Annotated in this window: 24 protein-coding genes, 1 pseudogene and 2 riboswitches; of the genes and pseudogenes, 19 read left to right on the top strand and 6 right to left on the bottom strand. The window is 38.6% G+C overall.

All coding sequences use genetic code 11. From position 1 onward, the window contains the following. The coding region (locus tag LCM23_RS26235; RefSeq protein WP_404826626.1) for an IS3 family transposase at positions 1-73 on the top strand (73 nt) is incomplete at its 5' end. Positions 74-146: 73 nt separating this feature from the next. Here LCM23_RS26235 and metE read toward each other — a convergent pair. Both metE and LCM23_RS18945 read right to left on the bottom strand, forming a co-directional pair. Beyond that, positions 147-2447, bottom strand: a complete 2301-nt coding sequence (gene metE / locus LCM23_RS18950; RefSeq protein WP_224938318.1) for a 5-methyltetrahydropteroyltriglutamate--homocysteine S-methyltransferase — start codon at positions 2445-2447, stop codon at positions 147-149. A 150-nt stretch (positions 2448-2597) separates the two neighbouring features. Continuing rightward, positions 2598-2777, bottom strand: a riboswitch (cobalamin riboswitch). Positions 2778-2830: 53 nt separating this feature from the next. Continuing rightward, positions 2831-2943: riboswitch (SAM riboswitch) on the bottom strand. Positions 2944-3017: 74 nt separating this feature from the next. Beyond that, on the bottom strand, positions 3018-3305 hold the full coding sequence (locus LCM23_RS18945; protein ID WP_224938317.1) for a DNA-binding protein: 288 nt from the start codon (positions 3303-3305) through the stop codon (positions 3018-3020). Positions 3306-3587: 282 nt separating this feature from the next. On the opposite strand from LCM23_RS18945, the pseudogene LCM23_RS18940 reads away from it, so the two are divergent. The 5 genes and pseudogenes from LCM23_RS18940 to LCM23_RS18920 all read left to right on the top strand — a co-directional run. After that, positions 3588-5099, top strand: a pseudogene (locus LCM23_RS18940) (glycosyltransferase family 2 protein); the annotation flags it as partial. Next, on the top strand, positions 5091-6332 hold the full coding sequence (locus LCM23_RS18935; protein ID WP_224938330.1) for a nucleotide sugar dehydrogenase: 1242 nt from the start codon (positions 5091-5093) through the stop codon (positions 6330-6332). The pseudogene LCM23_RS18940 and the gene LCM23_RS18935, both read left to right, overlap by 9 nt. A 65-nt stretch (positions 6333-6397) precedes the next feature. Continuing rightward, positions 6398-7885 (top strand): glycosyltransferase family 2 protein, encoded by a 1488-nt coding sequence (locus LCM23_RS18930; protein ID WP_224938316.1) that lies wholly within the window; start codon positions 6398-6400, stop codon positions 7883-7885. Beyond that, on the top strand, positions 7875-8114 hold the full coding sequence (locus LCM23_RS18925) for a hypothetical protein (RefSeq protein ID WP_224938315.1): 240 nt from the start codon (positions 7875-7877) through the stop codon (positions 8112-8114). Before LCM23_RS18930 ends, LCM23_RS18925 begins: the two co-directional genes overlap by 11 nt. 19 nt (positions 8115-8133) lie before the next feature. Continuing rightward, positions 8134-8373: a hypothetical protein gene (locus LCM23_RS18920; protein ID WP_224938314.1), complete on the top strand. Its 240-nt coding sequence runs from the start codon at positions 8134-8136 to the stop codon at positions 8371-8373. Positions 8374-9940: 1567 nt separating this feature from the next. Here LCM23_RS18920 and LCM23_RS18915 read toward each other — a convergent pair. Beyond that, positions 9941-10627, bottom strand: coding sequence for a DUF1796 family putative cysteine peptidase (locus LCM23_RS18915; protein WP_224938313.1), 687 nt, complete (start codon positions 10625-10627; stop codon positions 9941-9943). 117 nt (positions 10628-10744) lie between these two features. Next, positions 10745-11878, bottom strand: a complete 1134-nt coding sequence (locus LCM23_RS18910) for a CamS family sex pheromone protein (RefSeq protein ID WP_224938312.1) — start codon at positions 11876-11878, stop codon at positions 10745-10747. Between the two features lie 164 nt (positions 11879-12042). Between LCM23_RS18910 and LCM23_RS18905 the strand changes: the two genes are divergently transcribed. After that, positions 12043-12807, top strand: a complete 765-nt coding sequence (locus tag LCM23_RS18905) for a hypothetical protein (RefSeq protein ID WP_224938311.1) — start codon at positions 12043-12045, stop codon at positions 12805-12807. Between the two features lie 322 nt (positions 12808-13129). Here LCM23_RS18905 and LCM23_RS18900 read toward each other — a convergent pair whose 3' ends face one another. Beyond that, the gene (locus tag LCM23_RS18900) at positions 13130-13516 is read right to left on the bottom strand and encodes a hypothetical protein (protein WP_224938310.1); all 387 of its coding nucleotides are present in this window, start codon (positions 13514-13516) and stop codon (positions 13130-13132) included. 399 nt (positions 13517-13915) lie between these two features. Here LCM23_RS18900 and LCM23_RS18895 point away from each other — a divergent pair, with 399 nt between their 5' ends. From LCM23_RS18895 to LCM23_RS18875, 5 genes are all read left to right on the top strand, one after another. Next, positions 13916-15163 (top strand): LysM peptidoglycan-binding domain-containing protein, encoded by a 1248-nt coding sequence (locus LCM23_RS18895; protein WP_224938309.1) that lies wholly within the window; start codon positions 13916-13918, stop codon positions 15161-15163. A 139-nt stretch (positions 15164-15302) separates the two neighbouring features. Then, a complete protein-coding gene (locus LCM23_RS18890; RefSeq protein ID WP_224938308.1) occupies positions 15303-15623 on the top strand; it encodes a hypothetical protein in 321 nt (106 codons plus the stop codon). A gap of 17 nt (positions 15624-15640) precedes the next feature. After that, positions 15641-16396, top strand: a complete 756-nt coding sequence (locus LCM23_RS18885) for a class I SAM-dependent methyltransferase (protein ID WP_224938307.1) — start codon at positions 15641-15643, stop codon at positions 16394-16396. Positions 16397-16518: 122 nt separating this feature from the next. Further along, positions 16519-17064 (top strand): hypothetical protein, encoded by a 546-nt coding sequence (locus tag LCM23_RS18880; protein ID WP_224938306.1) that lies wholly within the window; start codon positions 16519-16521, stop codon positions 17062-17064. Positions 17065-17080: 16 nt separating this feature from the next. After that, positions 17081-17638: a DUF4256 domain-containing protein gene (locus LCM23_RS18875; protein WP_224938305.1), complete on the top strand. Its 558-nt coding sequence runs from the start codon at positions 17081-17083 to the stop codon at positions 17636-17638. 5 nt (positions 17639-17643) lie between these two features. On the opposite strand, the gene LCM23_RS18870 is transcribed toward LCM23_RS18875, so the two are convergent. Continuing rightward, entirely contained in the window at positions 17644-17832 is a 189-nt protein-coding gene (locus LCM23_RS18870) for a hypothetical protein (RefSeq protein WP_224938304.1), read from the bottom strand. A gap of 59 nt (positions 17833-17891) precedes the next feature. On the opposite strand from LCM23_RS18870, the gene LCM23_RS18865 reads away from it, so the two are divergent. The 7 genes from LCM23_RS18865 to LCM23_RS18835 all read left to right on the top strand — a co-directional run bounded on the left by LCM23_RS18865 (position 17892) and on the right by LCM23_RS18835 (position 20750). Then, complete coding sequence (locus LCM23_RS18865; RefSeq protein WP_224938303.1) at positions 17892-18329, top strand: HTH domain-containing protein; 438 nt, start codon at positions 17892-17894, stop codon at positions 18327-18329. A 24-nt stretch (positions 18330-18353) separates the two neighbouring features. Next, complete coding sequence (locus LCM23_RS18860; protein WP_224938302.1) at positions 18354-18668, top strand: antibiotic biosynthesis monooxygenase family protein; 315 nt, start codon at positions 18354-18356, stop codon at positions 18666-18668. Beyond that, positions 18652-19449 carry a hypothetical protein gene (locus tag LCM23_RS18855; RefSeq protein ID WP_224938301.1) on the top strand — a complete coding sequence of 266 codons (798 nt, stop codon included), beginning with the start codon at positions 18652-18654 and terminating at the stop codon, positions 19447-19449. Before LCM23_RS18860 ends, LCM23_RS18855 begins: the two co-directional genes overlap by 17 nt. Before the next feature lie 52 nt (positions 19450-19501). Continuing rightward, positions 19502-19702: a hypothetical protein gene (locus LCM23_RS18850; RefSeq protein WP_224938300.1), complete on the top strand. Its 201-nt coding sequence runs from the start codon at positions 19502-19504 to the stop codon at positions 19700-19702. 3 nt (positions 19703-19705) lie between these two features. Beyond that, positions 19706-19894, top strand: a complete 189-nt coding sequence (locus LCM23_RS18845; RefSeq protein ID WP_224938299.1) for a hypothetical protein — start codon at positions 19706-19708, stop codon at positions 19892-19894. Between the two features lie 162 nt (positions 19895-20056). Then, positions 20057-20566, top strand: a complete 510-nt coding sequence (locus LCM23_RS18840; protein ID WP_224938298.1) for a phosphoribosylanthranilate isomerase — start codon at positions 20057-20059, stop codon at positions 20564-20566. Continuing rightward, positions 20553-20750, top strand: coding sequence for a hypothetical protein (locus LCM23_RS18835; protein WP_224938297.1), 198 nt, complete (start codon positions 20553-20555; stop codon positions 20748-20750). The genes LCM23_RS18840 and LCM23_RS18835 overlap by 14 nt, the downstream gene beginning before the upstream one ends. Positions 20751-20832: the final 82 nt, after the last annotated feature.

Below are 20832 nucleotides of genomic sequence, written 5' to 3'. Positions count from 1 at the left end.
CTATAATCATAATCGATACCAAAAACGACTAAACGGCTATAGCCCTATGGAATATAGAGCTATAGCCGCTTAGGTAACTTTTTATTATTTCCACTGTCTACTTGACAGGGGGCTGTTCATGTATAATCGTTCGGATTTCTGTTTGGTTATTCGCCTTTTTTTACAAGTAATTTTTCCCGCGACAGTTTGGCAGCTTGCACCATGACTTTTAGGGCTGCGACGGTTTCGTCAATGCCTCTTGTTTTGAGACCGCAGTCAGGGTTAATCCAGAAAAGTTGTGGGTCTAGTACTTGTAAGGCACGGTCGATGTTTTTCGTTAGTTCGTCGAGTTGTGGCACTCGAGGGCTGTGAATGTCATATACGCCTAGGCCGATACCTTGTTCGTAGGTGCTTTCTTCAAATGAGTGAATCAGCTCGCCATGACTTCTTGATGTTTCAATGGAGATGACATCAGCGTCGAGTGCTTGAATGCTTGAGATAATGTCTTCGAAATCGGAGTAGCACATATGCGTATGAATTTGTGTTTCATTTTTGACAGAAGTGGTGGCTAGTCTAAAAGCATAAACAGCAGCGTTCAGATAATCTTCCCACTTCTCTTGTTTGAGTGGTAATCCTTCACGAATGGCTGGTTCGTCTACTTGAATCATCCGGATACCATTTGCTTCTAGTGCTTCTACTTCTTCTCGAAGGGCAAGGGCAATTTGGTTTGCGACTTCGTAACGAGGGATATCGTCGCGGACAAATGACCAGTTTAAAATCGTAATCGGACCAGTGAGCATACCTTTTACCGGGTGATCTGTTAAGGACTGGGCATAGACTGTTTCTGCAACTGTCATTGGCTGTTCGAATGAGACATCTCCATAAATAATTGGTGGTTTGACACAACGAGAGCCATAAGACTGCACCCAACCGAATTTTGTGAATTGGAATCCGGCTAATTTTTCACCGAAGTATTCGACCATATCTGTGCGTTCGAATTCGCCATGAACAAACACATCAAGGCCTAGCTCTTCTTGAATATCAATCCACTTTTTAATTTCCGTTTTGATATATGTTTGATAGTCAGTAGCAGTTAACTCTCCTTTACGCCATTTTAAACGATTTCTTCTCACTTTCTGTGTTTGTGGGAAGCTTCCAATCGTTGTTGTAGGTAGGAGTGGTAGTTGGAAGGCTGTTTTTTGTGCTGCTTGACGAACAGAATAAGGTGCTTCGCGCTCTGCTAGTGATGATGGTAAGTTTTGAATGGCTGTTTGTACTTGTTGATTGTTTCTAATAGAAGATTGATTTAGCGCCTCGATAGCAGTTCGTCTCTCGTTTACCTCATCTTGGATTTGCTCTTTTCCTTCTCTTATTCCTTTTGTTAGCACTACGATTTCTTGTAATTTTTCATCAGCAAAGGCGAGTGTGGTCTTTAATGTATGATCAAGTGTTTCTTCAATTTTGACTGTAACGGGTACATGCAATAAGCTGGATGAAGGCTGGATGATTAAGCGATCCTTCGGAACAATTGCTGTAATTTCTTCTAGAAGAGAGAGCTTATTATCAAGTTTGGCGCCCCAGATATTACGGCCATCGATGACACCTGCAGCTAATACTTTATCACTTGGGAAGCCGAATTTTTGTAAGGAAGCGAGGTTTTGACCTGCATCATGGACAAAATCAAGGCCGATCGCTTGCACAGGTAAAGAGGTAACAGCTTCATAATGAGTGATGCTTTCAAAATACGTTTGTAAAATGATATTTATCTGTGGTGATGCCTCGTGTAATGTTTGATAAACTGCTTGATAGAGTGAGATGTCTTCTTCTGTGAGGGTAGTGGCTAAAATAGGTTCATCGATTTGCACCCACCAGGCACCTTCTTGCTGTAATTCTTTTAAAATTTGTGCATAAAGAGGAACGAATTGATTGACGATTGATTTGAATTCACTTTCTTTATAGCCTTTTGATAATTTCACAAAAGTAATCGGGCCCAAGATAACCGGTTTTCCGTCGATTTCAAGCTTCTCTTTTCCTTCTTTATAAAAGGCAAGTGGCCGGTTTTCAGCAAGTGTTGGCGTGAGGTTGGTGAGTTCTGGCACGATGTAGTGATAGTTTGTGTTAAACCATTTGGTCATTTCAGCTGCCACGGCATCTTTGTTCCCTCTGGCAATATCAAAATACGTTTCAATATCAACCTTCCCACCTCTGTATGTAAAACGCTCAGGAACAAGTCCAAACATCACAGCTGTATCGAGGACATGATCATACAGTGTGAAATCACCAACCGGGATGAGATCAACGCCAAGTTGTTTTTGTTTCTCGAGAGAGGATAAACGAATGACTTCCATTTGTTGCAGAAAAGTCTCTTTATTCAACTTACCACTCCAAAATTGTTCTAGAGCTTTCTTCCACTCCCGCTTCTCGCCAATTCTTGGATAACCTACATTTGAGCTTTTTACTTCAGTCATTTTAAACACTCCTTTTATGATTGTATTTTCTCAACAAAAAATCTCTCTATCTATTATTAAATGAGAGATTCATACGCAATATTAACTAGAGTTGAGACCATTTGATTTGCTCAACACGTATTCATCACTCCTCTCTATGCATCCGTAGAGTCTAAGTGCAAACAACAGACAGGTCTCCTGACTTCAGATCATCGCTCGTTATCCCTTCCCATTTCTATTATGAAATAGTGGTTAATGATAAGTCGCTCTCCTTCACAGTGGCGGGACCGTGCCGGCATTCCACCGGGCTTCCCTTTTAAGCAATCATGCATCTGTTGCCTTTGTTATTAAGTTTTGAAAATACAAAAGACCTCTCTAATCAAAAATAGAGAGGTCTTTATCCTCTCTTATTTGCCAAAGCTATTACACTTTGCAGGAATTAGCACCTTTTTAACAAATAATTGTTAAAGGTTGCTGGGTTTCATCGGGCCAGTCCCTCCACCTCTCTGAATAAGAGAATTACATATTTATAATATTGTGAATTTTACAGATAGATTAGCATAATAAATGGAAGCTGTCAAAATAAATTCTTCATGAGTGATATATATCATCAGATTCAAGCCACTTACGAAATTTATGTAGATGGTAATAATGCTTGCCATTAAGAATGACTTTTGGTGCGTGAGGATGCTTCTGTAGTAGATCCTTCATGTCTGCTTCACTTAAATAAAAGTAAAGATGAAGGTGGCTTTGCTCCACGAGTAAATGATTCATATTACCTTCATTTTTACTACTAAATTGCTTCAACCCATTGCCTATGAAATAGCCAAGTAATGCTAAACCGACGGCAATCCAAATAAAATTCAACTCGAATTCCAATTTGTAATCCCCCTTAAATACATATATATCTACTTTAACATCTCCTAACGAATAGTAATAATATATTTTTTAGTGCCGAATCCGATCAATGCCCCCATAATTAAACCAATCTACCCTGTCTATCGCACCATCTTTCATAGATTGTATACTTGTCCGAGAACAAAATTGGCCAAGCTGTATATATTGATATTACTTAGTGTTTTTCTCGGGTTTGTGATGGAAAAGGCTATAGTTAGCACAAAGGAGACTATTAATTTTGCTGAAGGAGAGAAGTGAAGTGTTATGAATCTATCTGTTATTATTCCCATTCAGAATGAAGAATCTACGTTGTCAGCCGTTTTAGAAGAGTTAGTGAAGATTGAGCCATATGAAATCATCGCTGTTTTGAATGGTTCAACAGATGGATCGGAGAAAATAGCGGAAGCATTTGAATGTAGAAAGCTTGTTTATAAAGAACCTCTAGGGGTGGATATTGGACGAGCAATTGGTGCAAGGGAGGCAAAAGGAGATACGCTTCTTTTTATTGATGGTGATATTGTCGTTAGAGCACAGGAGCTACAAGCACTGCTTGATGGCATTCGGGATGGGGCTGATATTGCCCTAAATGATTTAAGCTGGACAATGAAGCGCCCCATTAGACCACATCCGACAGCAGTATCAAAGTTCTCTCTTAATCATTTTTTAGGTAAAGGTGAGTTATCCGTTAATTCCTTAGTCGCTGTTCCTCATGTGATGAAAAAATCAGCGCTTGATACAATTGGTTGGGAGAATTTAGCTTGTCCGCCATTAGCTCATAGTATAGCTGTGATGAAAGAATTAAAGATGAGTGCACCAGTCGCCATTGACGTGATTGCTACAAATAAGATTCGACCGAAACATCAACAGAAGATTACGGGCTCCTCTTTTTCATTTTCAACAAGTTTAATTATTGGTGACCATTTACGTGCAGTGGCGCAACTGATTGAAGAGAGAGGATATCGCGGTGGTTTAAACGATGGCAGGCGAAATCGGCAATCTTTTAAGGAATATGTACAAGCCTTTTCGGTAAAGGAAGAGAAACGAGCGAAGTATAGTGCGATTATTCCTGTAGGGAAGGAGCCGGATACGATTGCTGAAGTGATTGCTGAGGTAAAGAAGGCAGGCATTGATGAAATCATTGTTGTGTTAAATGGAGCAGATGAACGAACAAAGGAAAAGGTAGAAAAGTCAGGTGTGAAAGTGATTGCGTTTGACCAGGCACTCGGACATAACATTCCAAGAGCGATTGGTGCGCTTCACAGTACAGGAGATATCTGTTTGTTCTTAGATAGTGATTTTGTTATCAAAGCAGAAAATTTAACCCCTTTTATACATGCTGTAGAAGAAGGGGCAGATATTGCTTTAAATGATTTAGAGATATTGCTCGACCGTGCCCATCCGTTGCATTCTGTGAGTGCTGCTAAGTACCTTCTGAATATGGCGCTGAAAAGAGAGGATCTCACCGTTAATTCTCTCACTGCTATTCCACATGCAATGAGCAGGAAAGTGATTGACGAGATTGGTATCCTCACATTAATGTCTCCACCGTTATTTCAAGCAAAGGCAATTCTAAAAGGATTTAAAGTCGAATCCATTCATTATGTCGATGTCGTCAAGCCAAATAAAATTAGAAAACAGCATCACAGGCAAGCCGATGGTCGGGTCGAATCAACTGACCGGATTCTAGGTGACCACATTGAAGCATTTTCATATTTACTATCGTTCAATCAGAGATGCGGTTATACAGATGGCAATCGAAAATGGGACATGCTCCAAGGTCAAATAGATAGAGTTGCTGTTATTGGTCTCGGCTATGTTGGTCTCCCACTGGCTCTCCACTTAGCAAAAAAGGGCTGTCATGTAACGGGCATCGATCAAGATACTCATAAGATTGAGTTATTACAGCAAGGGAGCAGTTATATTCCTGATGTAAAAGATGAAGAGCTGCAAGCGGTTCTAAATTTCATTCCAAAACATACGGATGCAGCTGTAGCTTTGCTTAAAGCCGCTGAGTATATCATCGTCACAGTTCCAACCCCAATTGACGAACATCATGAACCGGATTTAAGAGCGATGATTGCCGTTACTAACTATCTTTGCCAATATTTACAGACGGGACAAACGATTATTTATGAAAGCTCTACTTATCCGGGAACAGTAGAAGAGGTGATTGAGCCTATATTCAAACGCCAACACTTTAAAGCTGGGAAAGACTACTACTTATGTTATTCACCCGAGAGAATTGATCCAGCAAATAAGCAATATACGTTAGCCTCTATCCCAAAAGTAATTAGTGGTCAAACAGAGAGCTCTCTTGCGAAAATTGATCAGTTTTATGCAAAGTATTTTGCTGAAGTTGTGCCAGTAAGCTCGCCGAAAGTTGCAGAGTTAGCTAAGTTATTTGAAAATACACAGCGATTAGTCAATATTTCACTAGTGAATGAGTTGGACGAGCTATGTGAACGATTAGACATTGATTTTTATGAAGCCCTGCAGGCAGCTGCGACAAAGCCATTTGGATTTACTCCTTATTGGCCTGGTCCTGGAATAGGTGGACATTGTATCCCTGTTGATCCGATATATTTACAATGGAAGCTCAATCAATACGGCTTAAGCAGTCAGCTCGTAGCAGCAGCAAGAGAAATTAATGATACGATGCCTCAAAAAATCGTCAAAAAAGTAGAAGCTGAATTAGCAGGGGAGACCGGGGCAATCCTTGTTGTTGGCCTAGCGTATAAAAGGGATGTGAACGATGTCCGTGAATCCCCAGCTTTAACAATTTTTAACGAACTCTTGCAAAAAGGTTATCAGGTAGACTATCACGATCCTTATGTACCAACAGTTGTTCTTGAAAATAAAAGCTATCAATCTGTTCCGTTAACAAACGAGACATTATCAAAGTATCAATTAACCCTGCTTCTTACGGACCATAGTAATTTGGATTATAAACTTTTATCGAAAGTAGAAAATATCATTGATACGAGGCATGTATTAAAAACAGGGAAATGAACAAGCGATACTATATTCCTTGTAAGGGGGTGATGCCACTTAAGGATGAAAGGAGACGATGCTTTTTGGATGGTTCGTGTTTATCTTTGATTGTTCCTATTAGTCGGGATGCGAGTAATCAGTATGTGAGTAAGTTAATCCAGACCTATCAATCTATCACAAATGTTGAGCTAATCTTTGTTGCCCATAAATTACTAAATGTTGATCCGTTTCGTCTCGTAGTAAATGATGCTTGGCAACATGTCTACGAAGCACATGTCATCGGGGCAAAAAAGGCAACAAGATCATGTATGTTATTTTTAGATCTCAACCAACATATTACAGTACCAACGCTCCAGCAATTTTTACAACCGCTGATGGACAATAGCGCGGACGCTGTTCTCAATAATATGGACTATGAATTTCAAAAAAAACACCGCCACATTCCTTCTACTATTTTCCCGCAAATAACCAATGCTTTTATCCATCGTTCAGATTTAAAAATAGACCAAATCATGTTCGTCCCTTATGGACTCTCAAGAAAAGCAGTAGATACTATTGGTATCGATACGCTTAGCAATCCTGTTGAAGCACATGTGAAATTAGTTCAACAAGGCTATGTATTGTCACATCAGCTTCCTATTCGAAATATCTTTCAGCTGCAAAATCAAGTGTGGGATAGGAAAGATGACAGGAGAAGAATAGACGATTATTTACAAGCTTACACACAAAGATTCCCGCCTAATAGCCGATCAAAGTTTTCTGATGGTGAAAGAAGATTAGATGTACTAGATTCTGTTATCCAGGGCCATCAGCCAACTATTAGAAAAAATGACCATGCCAACAACCCCTTATCCCAGTTATCAGTTATCATCCCAGCTCAAAATGAACAAGCGCGAATTAAGGCAGTAATTGAGGAGTGTATGCGATTAGGTCCGTTAGAAATCATTGTTGTTGTGAATGGGTCAAATGATCAGACAGCGGTTCATGCATATGATGCAGGGGCAACGGTTATTCAGTTTGCTGAAAAACTAGGTTTAGATACTGGTAGGGCGATAGGTGCACACTTTGCCACCGGCGAGATTTTGTTATTTGTTGATGGCGATTTTGTCATCGCGATGGAAGACTTACAGCCATTTGTACAGGCTGTAGAGAGGGGCGTTGATGTTGCAGTAAATGACCTCAATGCTAGCATAAAACAGCACTGGCCGCTTCATTTAGTTACTGCCTGTAAATACGCAATAAATGTAGCTTGTAATCGAGCTGATTTAGGTGTGGGCTCCATTGTTGCTGTCCCCCATGCCTTGAGAAGGAAAAGTATTGAAAAAGTCGGTGTTGGGTCACTAGCTAATCCTGTATTAGCTTACGTAAAGTTAATTGTTAATCATTGTGTTGTCGAAAATGTACACCATGTAGAAGTGGATAAAATCAATCGCTTTCGCCCGCATACTCATTATGCTAATCGAAAAGGATGTCTAGCCCCGACTACTTCAGTCATCGTAGGTGATCATTTGGAGGCGATGATATATTTAGGGAATTTACAAAAAAAAGGAGAGAAAAAGAATGGCTTGTAAAAATGAAAGTTGTTTTGATGTATGTCTAAAATTGGTGGTAAATACGAATAGCAGACGGGCAGAAACGTCCGTTGAGTGCGATGAAACTTGCGGTGGTATCGAGTTCGAATTTGAAAATGGCGTCATTCAAATCACTTTACCACTTGTAGCTTGTGTGGAGACGACATTAAAAGATGATTTAAGTGCGAGTGCAGAGCTAACAAGCTTATCTTTACCAGGCTATCAATAAACACAAGGAGTGAATGGAAATGGCATGTAGTCATAAAAGTTGTTTTGATATTTGTCTGAAAATCATGGTAAATACGAGAACAGGAAGAGCAGAAACGGAAGTGCAATGCGATGAGGTCTGCCCAGGTCTTGAGTTTGAATTCGAAGATGGCATCATAATCATCACGATTCCACTAGTTGCCTGTGTGGAAACAACCTTAAGAGACTCCTTGCGTGCAGATGCACAACTCGTCAGTTTATCTTTGCCAGGTTATTCTTGAACAAATAAGGAGTACGGAACCTGATACCATTTTGGTGTGAGGTTCTTTTTATCATAAAAGATGGATGGTAGATGCGTTTAAGAGTGAGGAGGAATAGAGAGAAACTCTTGTCTAGTCGGTCAAAGTCAACTTAAGAACTGCGGGAAAGAAAACAGTCGCTCTTGGGATGCTAATATATGTTGATAACGGGAAAAAAGAGACACCGTCGAATAGGAGGGGATATCTCACTTTTAAGCCCTGCTCGATTGGAGAGAAATAGAAAAGAGAAAAATCAATTATGTGCACCATCCTCAGAGATGTTGAATTTTTGCTCTTCATTCAGGCTGAAATGGGCTAACGAGAGCCAAGTATGAATAAATTGCGAATCACTCAAACGGAAATGAGTTATCGAGAGGATAGCATACTGGAGTTGCGAGTCACACAAGCGGGAATCTGTAAAGGAGAGGATAGCAAACTGGAGTTGTGAGTCCCTCAAGTGGAACCCTTGTTCACGAGAGGTAAGCAAACTGGAATTGCAAGTCTCTCAAGAGGGAATCTGTAAAAGAGAGGTGAGCAAACTGGAATTGCAAGTCTCTCAAGAGGGAATCTGTAAAGGAGAGGTGAGCAAACTGTGATTGCAAGTCCCTCAAGTGGAGTCCTTGTTAATGAGAGGTGAGTAAACGGGAATTGCGAGTCCCTCAAGAGGGAATCTGTAAAGGAGAGGTGAGCAAACTGTGATTGCAAGTCCCTCAAGTGGAGTCCTTGTTAATGAGAGGTGAGTAAACGGGAATTGCGAGTCCCTCAAGAGGGAAAGAGTTAACGAGAGGTTAGCAAACTGGAATTGCGAGCTCCTCAAGTGGGAATCTGTAAAGGAGAGGTTAGCAAACGGGAATTGCGAGTCCCTCAAGAGGGAAACCTGTAAAGGAGAGGATAGCAAACTGTGATTGCAAGTCCCTCAAGTGGAACCCCTGTTCACGAGAGGTAAGCAAACTGGAATTGCGAGTCTCTCAAGAGGGAATCTGTAAAGGAGAGGTCAGCAAACTGGAGTTGCGAGTCTCTCAAGTGGAACCCTGGTAATGAGAGGTAAGCAAACTGGAATTGCAAGTCTCTCAAGAGGGAATCTGTTAAGGAGAGGTGAGCAAACTGGAATTGCGAGTCCCTCAAGTGGAACCCCTGTTAAGGAGAGGTGAGCAAACTGGAATTGTGAGTCCCTCAAGAGGGAATCTGTTCACGAGAGGTAAGTAAACCGGAATTGCGAGTCCCTCAAGTAGGAATCTGTTCACGAGAGGTTAACAAACTGATTTGCGAGTAACTCAAACAGAAAATTCCCAACGAGAGGTTAACAAACTGGAATTGCGAGTCACTCAAACAAAAACCCCTCAATGAAAGCTGAGCAAACTGGATTTGCACGTCACTTAAAGGAAAACCACCCACGAAAGCCGAACAAACGGAATTTACTATTATTTATAAGAAAATCAAACCAATTGGTCTAGGGATGAGAGACGCAGTGATCAAAATATAGCTACACACTTATTTCCTTTCGATATCTAAGTACTAAATAAAAAAGACAGTGCATAATCGACTGTCTTTACTTCCTCAAACTCACACCAGTAAGGATTTCCTTCCATATTTGTTTATCATAATGATGGTTAATGGGTATTTTAACGAAGCAGATTCCTTCATGTGGCCATTCCGCATCAATGAGTGGTCGTTCTAATGGTATATTTACTTGTTGGATGATAAGGAGGTTGAAGGGGCCGCGGGTAATTTTGGAGAGGGTCGTATGCAATTCAATAATGTCATCGTATTTTGCAATTTCCCATTCATATCGGATGAATAACGTTTTTTTGCTAGTTTGTATTTTTTTGAGAAAGTTTTGAATGCGTTTGTTGAGCTTTTGCTTGAATGCTGGGTACTGATCGGTCCACTGTTGGTTGGCGATCATAGGGAAATCGTGGACAGAATCAATTTGATATAGACGGTCATGAACAAAATGTGCTCTTGCAGGGGTGGTTCCTCCTTCTTCATAAATGACTTGTCCTTCATGGACGAAATGTGCGGTAATATTCTTTTCCTCCATGTGATCTTTTTCCATGTAATTTTTAAACCTGTTTCTAAGTAGCTGATTGACCATGTTAAGATATGGCGACTGTACCCAATCAAAAGGGAATGAATTTTTTCTTAAGTGATGCTCTTTTGTGAAGATGGCAGGACCACACCAACAGCCTAAACTTACAACGAGATCATATACGCCTTTTGTTTCTGATAGCTTCAAGTTATCACTCCTTTACTTATAATTATTTTATTAATAAAGAAGAGGAAGTGATTGGACAAACAGTTAAATGCAGTAGAAAAGGCTCCTCCTTTTTTAAAAAAAGAAGAAGCCCTACTTTTATAATATTTCCGTTAAGATCTCTTTGTTCTCTGTATCCCAAATCATGAGCCCAAGTTCTTCATCTACATTGATGATACGAATGGAGACGGGGACATGGTCGCCTGCTATAGAATTAATTTTCGTACCGCAAAAGTTAAGGATGCTCGTTAACTCTGCCTTTGAAATACCTGGTGCATAGATTTTTAATTCTATATTTGTTAAATTATCATGCTCATAATTAATATCGCCGTTTAATCTCAAATCTAAATTTGTGAAGTAGGTAAGAAGGTCATCTGATAGATAATTGAGACTATCATGAAGACTTTTATCCACTTCATTTAATTCATCTGAAGGATAGACATATTGGTCTTTTTCAACCTCTTCCCAGCTGCCAATACCTTGTTTGCCTTTATCAATATAAGTATGAGCAAGAAATTGGCCAGGTGTAATTTCATTTTGGCCTGCCTCTTCATAGATAGATAAGATAATTGGTACGTTAGGTACATTTTCAATCCCTCTAACGGCAGAAATAACATTTTTGGCGATGTTTTTCGCATATTTTTCGTTGTAACTCTTGTCTTTATAAACATCATTCACTCTTACTTCACCTGTGTGAACTAATCCGGCATCATCCATTACCCGAATATGGTAGTAATCATTGATAGAAATAGCTAATGAAATCCCAACAACTTTACCTTTTTCATTTAAGTAATTTTGTTCGTGAATATGAGAGATAATTTTAGGGGTTTTTTCCTCATCTTCCAGTCGATCTTTTGTTGCTTTCATTTTGGGGTTCAGCCCATTAGGCGTATCATTAGACTCTCTAGCAAGTAATTCATTGAGCAAGTCACTATCTATGTATTGCCCTGATTGATAAAGGTGGTCTTCTGGTGAAAAATATTCAGAAGTGATATCCATCAACCCCAGTTCAATCTCAGTGATATCGTAGTTATTAGACACATTTGCTGTAATTGCACCTCGTGCCTTAGCTGGCTCAAACGGTTGCTTGACTTTGAATATATTATTCTCAATTTGCGTTGGAATGACGATATCTTCGGGTTGATCCGTGGTTTCTTCCTCATCCTTATTCATACATGCTGTTAGTGTAATAAGTAGTAATGGTGTAAGTGTAAGTAGTAGAAGCCTTCTCATGGTTAACTCCTTGTTTGTATGTTTTTGAACCAATCATCTTGCAAATAAAAGGTACCATATAATGACATTATGTACAAATGATATTTTCATAGCTTGCTTGAAAAAGGAGGATTATGAAAGGTGGAATAGAAAGGGTTAGAAAAGAAAGATGGATGTGAATAATAATGAGAGCAACCGAAAGTATTCAACGTGTTTGGGAACAATTTAATACGTTCCCGATGGAAAATCTAACGAAAATATGGCATTACCAAAAGGGGAGTGAGAGAAAGCAAAGAGAGCTATCCTTAATGAAGGAACATAGAGATCAATATGGCCTGGCGGGTAATTGTTTTGATTTAGCCATTTGGTTGTTGGATGCTTTTCGACAAGCAAAGATTCAAGCATTTCCAATCGGTCATCATCTAGGGACAGTAAATGCCCATGTAGCAGTGATTGCACTGGACGATGATGGTGGCCGCTACTTATGTGATTTGGGGGATCAGTGGTTAAATCCGGTGTTAATAGATAAGAAACGAGAAAATTTCACAAGTGAGAAACTTGGCGGTTTTTTCCCAGGTGCTAATATACAAATGATACCGAATGAATATATGGTTGAGGTGCGCTATCATAGACCAAATGGGAAAGAATCAAAACAAATATATGATACACGCCCGATTCATTGTGATGTTTTTCTCCATGCAGCTGAACATTCGCAAAATCTCATTAAGCCCACTCCCTTACTCGAATGTAGAGTTCCCTATCAAACAGAAGTAGCACACTGGGAATTTACAAATTGGATTAGCTTTTTGAGCACGAATCATGGACTAATAAAAGACAGTCCATTAGTTGGTATCGATGAGTGGGTAATGAAAATTCATGAAAAAACGGGTTATAATAAAGAAATTTTGTTGGAGATGTTAAAGCTATATCACGCTTTTCAAAATAAATAATACGACATGAGCCGTGGTTTAAGGTTTCAAAAGTAGATTGGTATTTTTGAATTGAATCATTTTGACTCTGCATTAAATAAATAGGCAACCTAGCTACGTTCTAATATATATCTTAATCAACCAAGCAATAAAAATGATATCATCCTAAAACAAAATGTTTTAAATCAGAACGCTGTTTGTTGGTAAGAAGAGTGGTGAGGAATGTCCCGGTACACCCGTTGTCGTGCTTTGGTTCAAATATACGACTGTAAATAGGTTTTTTATCTTCCCCCTTCTTTCGAGCTATATATAATTAGGTGATTTTGGATTGTAGTAAATTTTATTAGTCCGTATTTTGAAATGGAAGGCGCGGTTTTTCCTCTTCATAGATGGAATAACTCAAACCTCCATTTTCCATACTCGAACATTGCTTATCGCTACAATAAAATAGGTACGTTTGTTGCTCAGTTCTAACGCTGACTTCCATATAATACGGGAAGACGCCACCTTTAAACTTGTTAATATCTGATTCGATGGCAATGATTTTTTCTCTTTCCCTTAAAGCTAAGTAATCCTCACTTTCAACCGTTTTTAGTATCATTTCACTTAAAATGATAGCTTCTTCTCTTGACGCTTCAGACCATTGTTCAAATATGAACCATTTGCAGAAGTAATATATGTTCAGTAGTAGACTAACGGTTAATAAGAAAACGAACAGCTTGTGTTTCAATTTAAACCACCTTCAGATTTTTAGTGTAATTTTACACTAAAAATATCTTATTTACAATCGTTCATTTTTGTTGTCTACGACGGAATTTAAAAATGATCTCTTATAATAAGAGGTTAGAACATATTGTAAAATAGTAAGATTTTAATTCAATTAGATCGGCAACTCTCTGATGAATAGGTAGAAAATCATTAGAAATTGGTATTTTTTATAACTTATAAAATTCTTCTAAAATATATAGTCAAAAGGCAACTTGACAGTATTATTACTATCGTATAATTTACAAAGTGGTTAACCAAATTAGTCGACGAATGAAGCTATTATAATTGAATATTATTAAACTAGTCATCCTAGGTAATAGTTGGTAATATACGAGGAATAACGGAGGCCAACATACGTATAATGAAGAAAAAACTAGCAATTACTTTATCTACCCTTGTTTTTTTAAGTCCAATGACCACATTTGCTGATAAATATACAGTCAAGCAAGGTGATAATTTATGGGACATTTCAGAGGAACAGCGTGTTGATTTTTATGAATTATTAGACGTTAATAGTCAAATTCCTAATAAAGATCTCATTTTCCCTGAGCAAATCATTCAATTACCTAAAACGAGCTCTATTTATTATACTGTTTTACCGGGTGACTCCTTGTGGAGAATTGCCATTAAGTTAAATATTAATTTTGAAAAACTACTAAATGCGAACCCAGAAATTACGAATAAAAACCTCATCTATCCAGGGCAAAAAATTAAAATACCTGAGAGAAGAGACGGAGAACTTTTGGAACAAGATGATTCTAACATTATAAAACCACAAGCCAATACGGACAAAGTATCAAAGCCAAAAGTTGAGGAACAAGATAGATCTAAGCCAAAGAAAGAAAAACCAGAGGCGACTGAACCAGAAGAAGAGAAACCGGAAGTAACTGAGCCAAAGGAAGAAAAACCAGAGGCGACTGAACCGGAAGAAGAGAAACCGGAAGTAACTGAGCCAAAGGAAGAAAAACCAGAGGCGACTGAACCGGAAGAAGAGAAGCCGGAAGTAACTGAGCCAAAGGAAGAAAAACCAGAGGCGACTGAACCAGAAGAAGAGAAGCCGGAAGTAACTGAGCCAAAGGAAGAAAAACCAGAGGCGACTGAACCGGAAGAAGAGAAACCGGAAGTGACTGAGCCAGAGGAAGAAAAACCAGAGGCGACTGAACCGGAAGAAGAGAAGCCCGGAGTAACAGACCCAGAGGAAGAAAATGACGGAAATGCGTCTGCAGGAAATCATGAGCAATACATGAATGAAGTCGTATCATTGGTAAATGTAGAGCGTGCTAATAACGGGTTGCCTGCATTAAAACTTAATGGAGACGTTTCCAAAGTTGCGTATTTGAAGGCGAAGGATATGGCCGATAACAACTACTTTAGTCATACTTCTCCCACATATGGAACACCATTTGAAATGTTAACGGCAAATGGGGTTACCTATCTTACTGCGGGTGAAAATATTGCTAAAGGCTATACATCACCTAAAGCGGTTGTCCAAGGCTGGATGAACTCTGAAGGTCATAGAGCAAATATATTAAACGGTAATTTTACAGAAATCGGCATAGGTTATGAGAGTAATGGTCATAATTGGGTGCAGATGTTTATAGGGAAATAAAGACTAAAAAGGCTGAACCTAACGCGAGGGGTTCAGCCTTCTTATAATCTTTCACGAAATCAGTACTCGTTGTTTAAATTTCTAAATATTTAGTAATATAGTATAATTTGTTAAATGACTAAATGAGAGGGGGATGCGGTTGATAATAACACTTTGTGGTTCAACCAAATTTAAACAACAATTTATACATACAGAAGCGACATTGACTTACCATGGTCATATCGTTTTAAGTCTTGGTTTCTTTGAACATAGTGATGACATTTATTTATCGAATGAGAAGCTAAATATGCTACAAGAGTTACATTTAAGAAAGATTGATTTGAGTGACGCCATTTATGTAATTAATGAGGATGAATACATTGGAGAGAGTACACGAAAGGAAATACAATACGCAAAGAGTAAAGGTAAAGACATTTATTATTATTCATCTAGTAAAAATAAATTAGACATGCTCCTTTAGGAAGGATGTGAGAGTCATTGTTAAGTTATTATAGTAAACTTTCTGCTGAAGTATATGATTTAGATAAAAATATAGGTTCAACATTTGGAGACATTGCCTTTTACCGAGATAGATTAGCTACTTGTAAAGGTAAGATTCTTGAACCTGGAGTGGGTACGGGGAGGACGCTTATTCCCCTTTTAGAAGCGGGTTTTACGGTTGAAGGGTTTGATGTATCAGATGAGATGCTCCGTATATGTCGGCGTCATTGTGCAGAAAGGGGGCTTGAGACCAATGTATTTAGCGGGGAAATGGAGTCGTTTAGTTTACCAACAAAATATGAAGCGATAATTATTCCAACAGGTACTTTTCTGTTGCTGCATGAACGAGAGGACTCTATAAAGGCATTAAAGAATTTCCAACACCATCTCTCGACAGGTGGAAAGTTGATGGTAGATATTTTTTTACAACCGGACGTTACTCTAAATCAAGCATCGACTAAGACATGGAGAACAGAAAATGGCGATGTAATTACGCTGGAGAAAAAGGTGATTGAAGTCGATTATATAAAACAGTACACAGTTTCTCACCATCGTTATGAAAAATGGAGAGATGGGCAGCTGATACAAACAGAATTGGAACATTTTCCTCTCCGTTGGTATGGAGTCGAAGAGTTTAAGACCATTCTTGAGGCAACGGGTTTCCACAGCATCATTATTTCAGCCGATTATGAACAAGGGCTATATCCTACTAATGCTCATCAATCGATTACATTTGAGGCAGTAGCGAAATAGAGCAAGCATGCTAAAAAAAGCCAGTGACCACACCACTGACTTTACTCACTTTATTTCATATATTGAGAAGCATTTTGTAAAAACAAAAACGTATACACAATTGGAGGTTAGGTGGTGGCTAGATGAATAAGGAATTCTATATCATGACTGAAGCCTGTCCTGCGTTAAATTTTTTTATCTATATTCAAAATATATATGGTAATCAGACGAAAAAGAATGAGCGCAGATTTCCTTATATGATTAGAGAGTATGCTTTTAGTCAAAACTTTGAAGATAGCTATAAAGAGAAGTGGGCAGAAACGGTTCAGCTTGTGGCGGAGAATCGATTTAATGGTGAAAAATTATTTTATAATCATAAAAACTTCTTTTTTGAAGGCTTGTTTATGGATTATATAAGCTTTAATGAAGTTTATCAATCTTTTAAAGTATGGTGGCAGAGTCTAACGGGAAAACTGGCCGTCACAAGGACAGTAGATGAAGAGATAAGTAATATCTATCGTGATTTAGCTGAGTCTTCCCCAAGGAAAACCTTGTTTGTGCAGGTTATATATGATGATTGCTTCTTAGGGGACTTGATGTGTCAACCATATTTTTGTATTGTAACGATGGAGCAATGCTTACATGGAAAAGAAAAACTACTACAATTCGTACGAAAAAGTATGAGATAAAGGAAGGTTAAAAAGAATGACTAAAAAGTTATCAACAGAAAACCAAGAAGAGTTATTATCCATTTTAAAATTACGTTTTGAGAAAAACTTGGAAAGACATGAAGGTATTGAATGGGAGAACGTGCAAGAAAAACTAGTAGCACAGCCGGACAAGCTGTGGTCCCTTCATGAAATGGAGAGAACAGAAGGTGAACCTGATGTGGTGGGCTATGATGAATCCACAGGCGAGTACCTCTTTTTCGATTGTTCAAAAGAAAGTCCAAAGGGGCGCCGCAGTGTTTGTTATGACAGAGAGGCACTTGAGGCTAGAAAAAAACATAAGCCAGAAACGAGCGCGATGGATTTAGCAAATGAGATGGGCATTACAATTCTTACTGAAGAACAGTATGAATCATTGCAGCAGCTAGGAAATTTTGACCTTAAAACATCTAGCTGGATACAGACTCCAGAGAATATTAGAAACCTCGGAGGTGCATTATTTTGTGACCGCCGCTATGATCATGTATTTGTCTACCATAACGGCGCCGATTCATACTACGGGGCTAGAGGTTTCCGTGGTGAGTTAAGGGTTTGATGTTGTTAATGATTGATGGTTCGAGAAAAGCTAATATGACTCCAAACCCACGTTTGAAAAATGGCATCTACTCTGTTCTCTAGCTCTTCGGTTGACATCTGTTTATGTAGAGATAGTTCTTTAAGCGTAAAGGTTTCGGTAAGTGGTGAAGACATTCCTTTTACTTGCATGGAGAATGTAACAGTCTGATTCATAGAAAACCTCCTCAAAATGGATTATTATTACCATTATATACAAATAGGTGGTGCTGTACTTGAAAGATCCACAAAGGCTTTTTTCCATTAATGACCCGAGGGATTTTATCACCGTGTTGATGAATGAGTTGAGAATGGATGCGCAAACATTAGAGAAAATATCTGGCATTAATCAGATGGCTATAGAGAAGTATAGAAAAAAAGATAGTACTTGTGATTGGGGAGAGCTTCATGGTGTAGATAGACGTATGGACTTCAATCACCTTTTAGCTTTATTAACTTCTGGCATGTTTGCTTGTGATGTGGATAGTCGTTTGCAAGCGGTCATTGACGTTTTGCAAACAAATTATGGTATTAGTGTCAAAACGATTTCTATTTATACAGGAGTGAGCGAAGAAGCCATCAAGAATTTTCTTGCTGATCGCAACTCGGTGTCTGTTGAAACGAAATATAAACTAGCTGTGCCTGTACTATTATTACATTATATTTGTAAATAATATCTCATTTATTGGAGGTCAATCATGCAGGAGTTACCATCAACATATTATGCTGTGATCTTTACTTCCAAAAGGACAATTGGCGATAACGGGTATGAAAAAATGGCATTGGCCATGGAGGAATTAGCGCAAAAGGAAGAAGGCTTCCTCGGGATCGAAAGTGCCAGAGACTCACAATTAGGAATTACTGTTTCATATTGGGCAACATTTGAGGATATTAAAAGGTGGAAAGACCATGCGGCCCATAAAGTCGCACAGGAAAAAGGAAAATCGGACTGGTATGAGAACTATCAGGTGCGTATTTGCAAGGTGGAAGAGAGTTATGATTTTGAACGATGAAGTCTACTTTAGAAGTAGGCTTTTTTATTTAGAATTGAAACTATTTACCATTTTTATCGTATGTAAACGAAGGGGTGTTTGGTTGGTTAAGTTAAATTTATTATTTGTTTTGATATCGTTCATTTTGTTTGTACGCTTCATGCTGTTTAATGCATTTAACCTGTGGCATTGGGCTGCGATATTTTTATTCCCAACAACCGCGCTTATTATTTATTTAGTAAGTAAACGGATGGCTGGAAAAGAAGATAACTATCAACCTCCTGATAAAGACGGGTGGTCGTTTTATCATCTGCAACGAACATTGATGAATAAAAAGCCACTTTTTAAGGGTGAGGAAAAACGCGGTTTCATTCAGCAATATTTTACGCAGAGATGGCAATATGTTGTGAGTGATATCTTTGATTTACGCTGGTATTTATCTTTGCGCATATATATAGAAGAGGATTCCTTTGATGTACGTTGGAAAAGAAGTAGGGGGTTTTCTCAACAGGAGCAATGGCTGATTTACAAAAATGGTATCGTAATTGGCAAAGCTAACACAGTAATGAATGTGAAAAATATGTCTAAGCTGAAGGAAGTGATTTTTTTTGAAGTAGAAGAGGAAACCTGGACCACAAATGCATTGACGGTTACTTCATCGATCTCGCTAATGAGAGATAACAAGAAAGAAGGCTTACTGCGGCGTAATCATTTGATAAGTAATGTACAATCGATAAATGTAACCGACGATCGATCAGAGTATATCATGTCTCTCATCCTTCACTCTTATTATTTTAAGTAAGATGCTATGACAAATGAGGCAAATTGAAACTAATAGAGAGCCTGAATAAGAAATGAGTCGGGCAAAAGGGGAAATCAGTACTAGTCGAGAGTCTCAGCAGGAAATGAGTCGGGCAAAAGGAGAAATCGGAACTAATCGAGAGTCTCAGCAGGAAATGAGTCGGGCAAAAGAAGAAATCGGGACTAATCGAGAGTCTCAGCAAAAAATGAGTCGGGCAAAAGAGGAAATCAGGACTAATCGAGAGTCTCAGTAGGAAATGAGTCGGGCAAAAGAGGAAATCAGGACTAATCGAGAGTCTCAGCAGGAAATGAGTCGGGCAAAAGAGGAAATCAGGACTAATCGAGAGTCTCAGCAGGAAATGAGTCGGGCAAAAGAAGAAATCGGAACTAATCGAGAGTCTCAGCAGGAAATGAGTCGGGCAAAAGAAGAAATCGGGACTAATTGAGAGTCTCCACAAAATATGAGCAAAACAAAAAGAAAATCAAAGCCAACAGGAAAGAGCAAAGTGAAAGGCATACATCGCAGAAAAATCGCAGCATGATATGAGAGTAAAATGTACATAATCTAGTAATCTTAAATCATTATCAAAGGAAAAGGGGGGCCACATGTGGACAGTCCTAAATTCAAAGAGTTTTTAAGAATAACAGAAGCGCTGAATCAAGTGAATATCATTCCTTTGTTAATGGGTTCGGTGGGGCTTGAGCATTTGACAGGAGTGGATTGGCAAGCAAGAGATTTAGATATTCATGTGCCAGGTGATGAGCGAGGGTGGGCCGTACCTCCGGATCAGAATGTTTTTGAGTGGCCAAAGATTGTTGATGTGATGGTATCGCTGGGATATCAATTAGTCGATTTGCATGAACATGAATTTATGAAAGAGGGTTTGTCGGTTGAGTTTGGAATTATCGATACGTTACCTAACTTTGCTGGAATTCCCTTAGCAGAATTAATGCTACAACAAGTTGAAAATAGTAAGTATTATTTATTAAATCACGAGCAATATTTAAAGGTTTATCAAGCTTCTTCTAAAGATAGTTATCGTGCTGAGCAAAATAATGATAAAGATAGGGAGAAAATAACTTATTTACATAAGGGGGGATATCATGCTAAAGAGTAGCCTTTCTTTTGCGGTGATCTTCTTTTTAACGGGAACGATATGGCAATTAATAAGTAGTCAGCCCATTTCTTGGTTTGAGAATATAATGGTAAGTTTGTTGGTGTTTCTTGGGTATCTATTTTTTGAATGGACCAACATTCCTTTTGATTGGAATAAAAAAAAGCATAAGAACAGAGAAGAATGATATCTAAGACAGATATCATTCTTTTTTGTTTAAATATAAGAATTTTGATAATATACAAAAAACATTTGAAGTTAACGTTAAC

Source organism: Cytobacillus kochii (assembly GCF_020171845.1).
Taxonomy (GTDB): Bacteria; Bacillota; Bacilli; order Bacillales; family Cytobacillaceae; genus Cytobacillus; species Cytobacillus kochii.
Note: the sequence above shows the minus strand (reverse complement) of the source record. Positions and strands in the feature narration are given on the sequence as shown.

Coding starts and splice junctions, on each gene's coding strand:
- metE (WP_224938318.1), bottom strand. CDS start 2,447: ATGACTGAAGTAAAAAGCTCAAATGTAGGTTATCCAAGAATTGGCGAG.
- LCM23_RS18935 (WP_224938330.1), top strand. CDS start 5,091: ATGCTCCAAGGTCAAATAGATAGAGTTGCTGTTATTGGTCTCGGCTAT.
- LCM23_RS18925 (WP_224938315.1), top strand. CDS start 7,875: ATGGCTTGTAAAAATGAAAGTTGTTTTGATGTATGTCTAAAATTGGTG.
- LCM23_RS18920 (WP_224938314.1), top strand. CDS start 8,134: ATGGCATGTAGTCATAAAAGTTGTTTTGATATTTGTCTGAAAATCATG.
- LCM23_RS18910 (WP_224938312.1), bottom strand. CDS start 11,878: ATGAGAAGGCTTCTACTACTTACACTTACACCATTACTACTTATTACA.
- LCM23_RS18905 (WP_224938311.1), top strand. CDS start 12,043: ATGAGAGCAACCGAAAGTATTCAACGTGTTTGGGAACAATTTAATACG.
- LCM23_RS18895 (WP_224938309.1), top strand. CDS start 13,916: ATGAAGAAAAAACTAGCAATTACTTTATCTACCCTTGTTTTTTTAAGT.
- LCM23_RS18880 (WP_224938306.1), top strand. CDS start 16,519: ATGAATAAGGAATTCTATATCATGACTGAAGCCTGTCCTGCGTTAAAT.
- LCM23_RS18875 (WP_224938305.1), top strand. CDS start 17,081: ATGACTAAAAAGTTATCAACAGAAAACCAAGAAGAGTTATTATCCATT.
- LCM23_RS18870 (WP_224938304.1), bottom strand. CDS start 17,832: ATGAATCAGACTGTTACATTCTCCATGCAAGTAAAAGGAATGTCTTCA.
- LCM23_RS18860 (WP_224938302.1), top strand. CDS start 18,354: ATGCAGGAGTTACCATCAACATATTATGCTGTGATCTTTACTTCCAAA.
- LCM23_RS18855 (WP_224938301.1), top strand. CDS start 18,652: ATGATTTTGAACGATGAAGTCTACTTTAGAAGTAGGCTTTTTTATTTA.
- LCM23_RS18850 (WP_224938300.1), top strand. CDS start 19,502: ATGAGTCGGGCAAAAGGGGAAATCAGTACTAGTCGAGAGTCTCAGCAG.
- LCM23_RS18845 (WP_224938299.1), top strand. CDS start 19,706: ATGAGTCGGGCAAAAGAGGAAATCAGGACTAATCGAGAGTCTCAGCAG.
- LCM23_RS18835 (WP_224938297.1), top strand. CDS start 20,553: ATGCTAAAGAGTAGCCTTTCTTTTGCGGTGATCTTCTTTTTAACGGGA.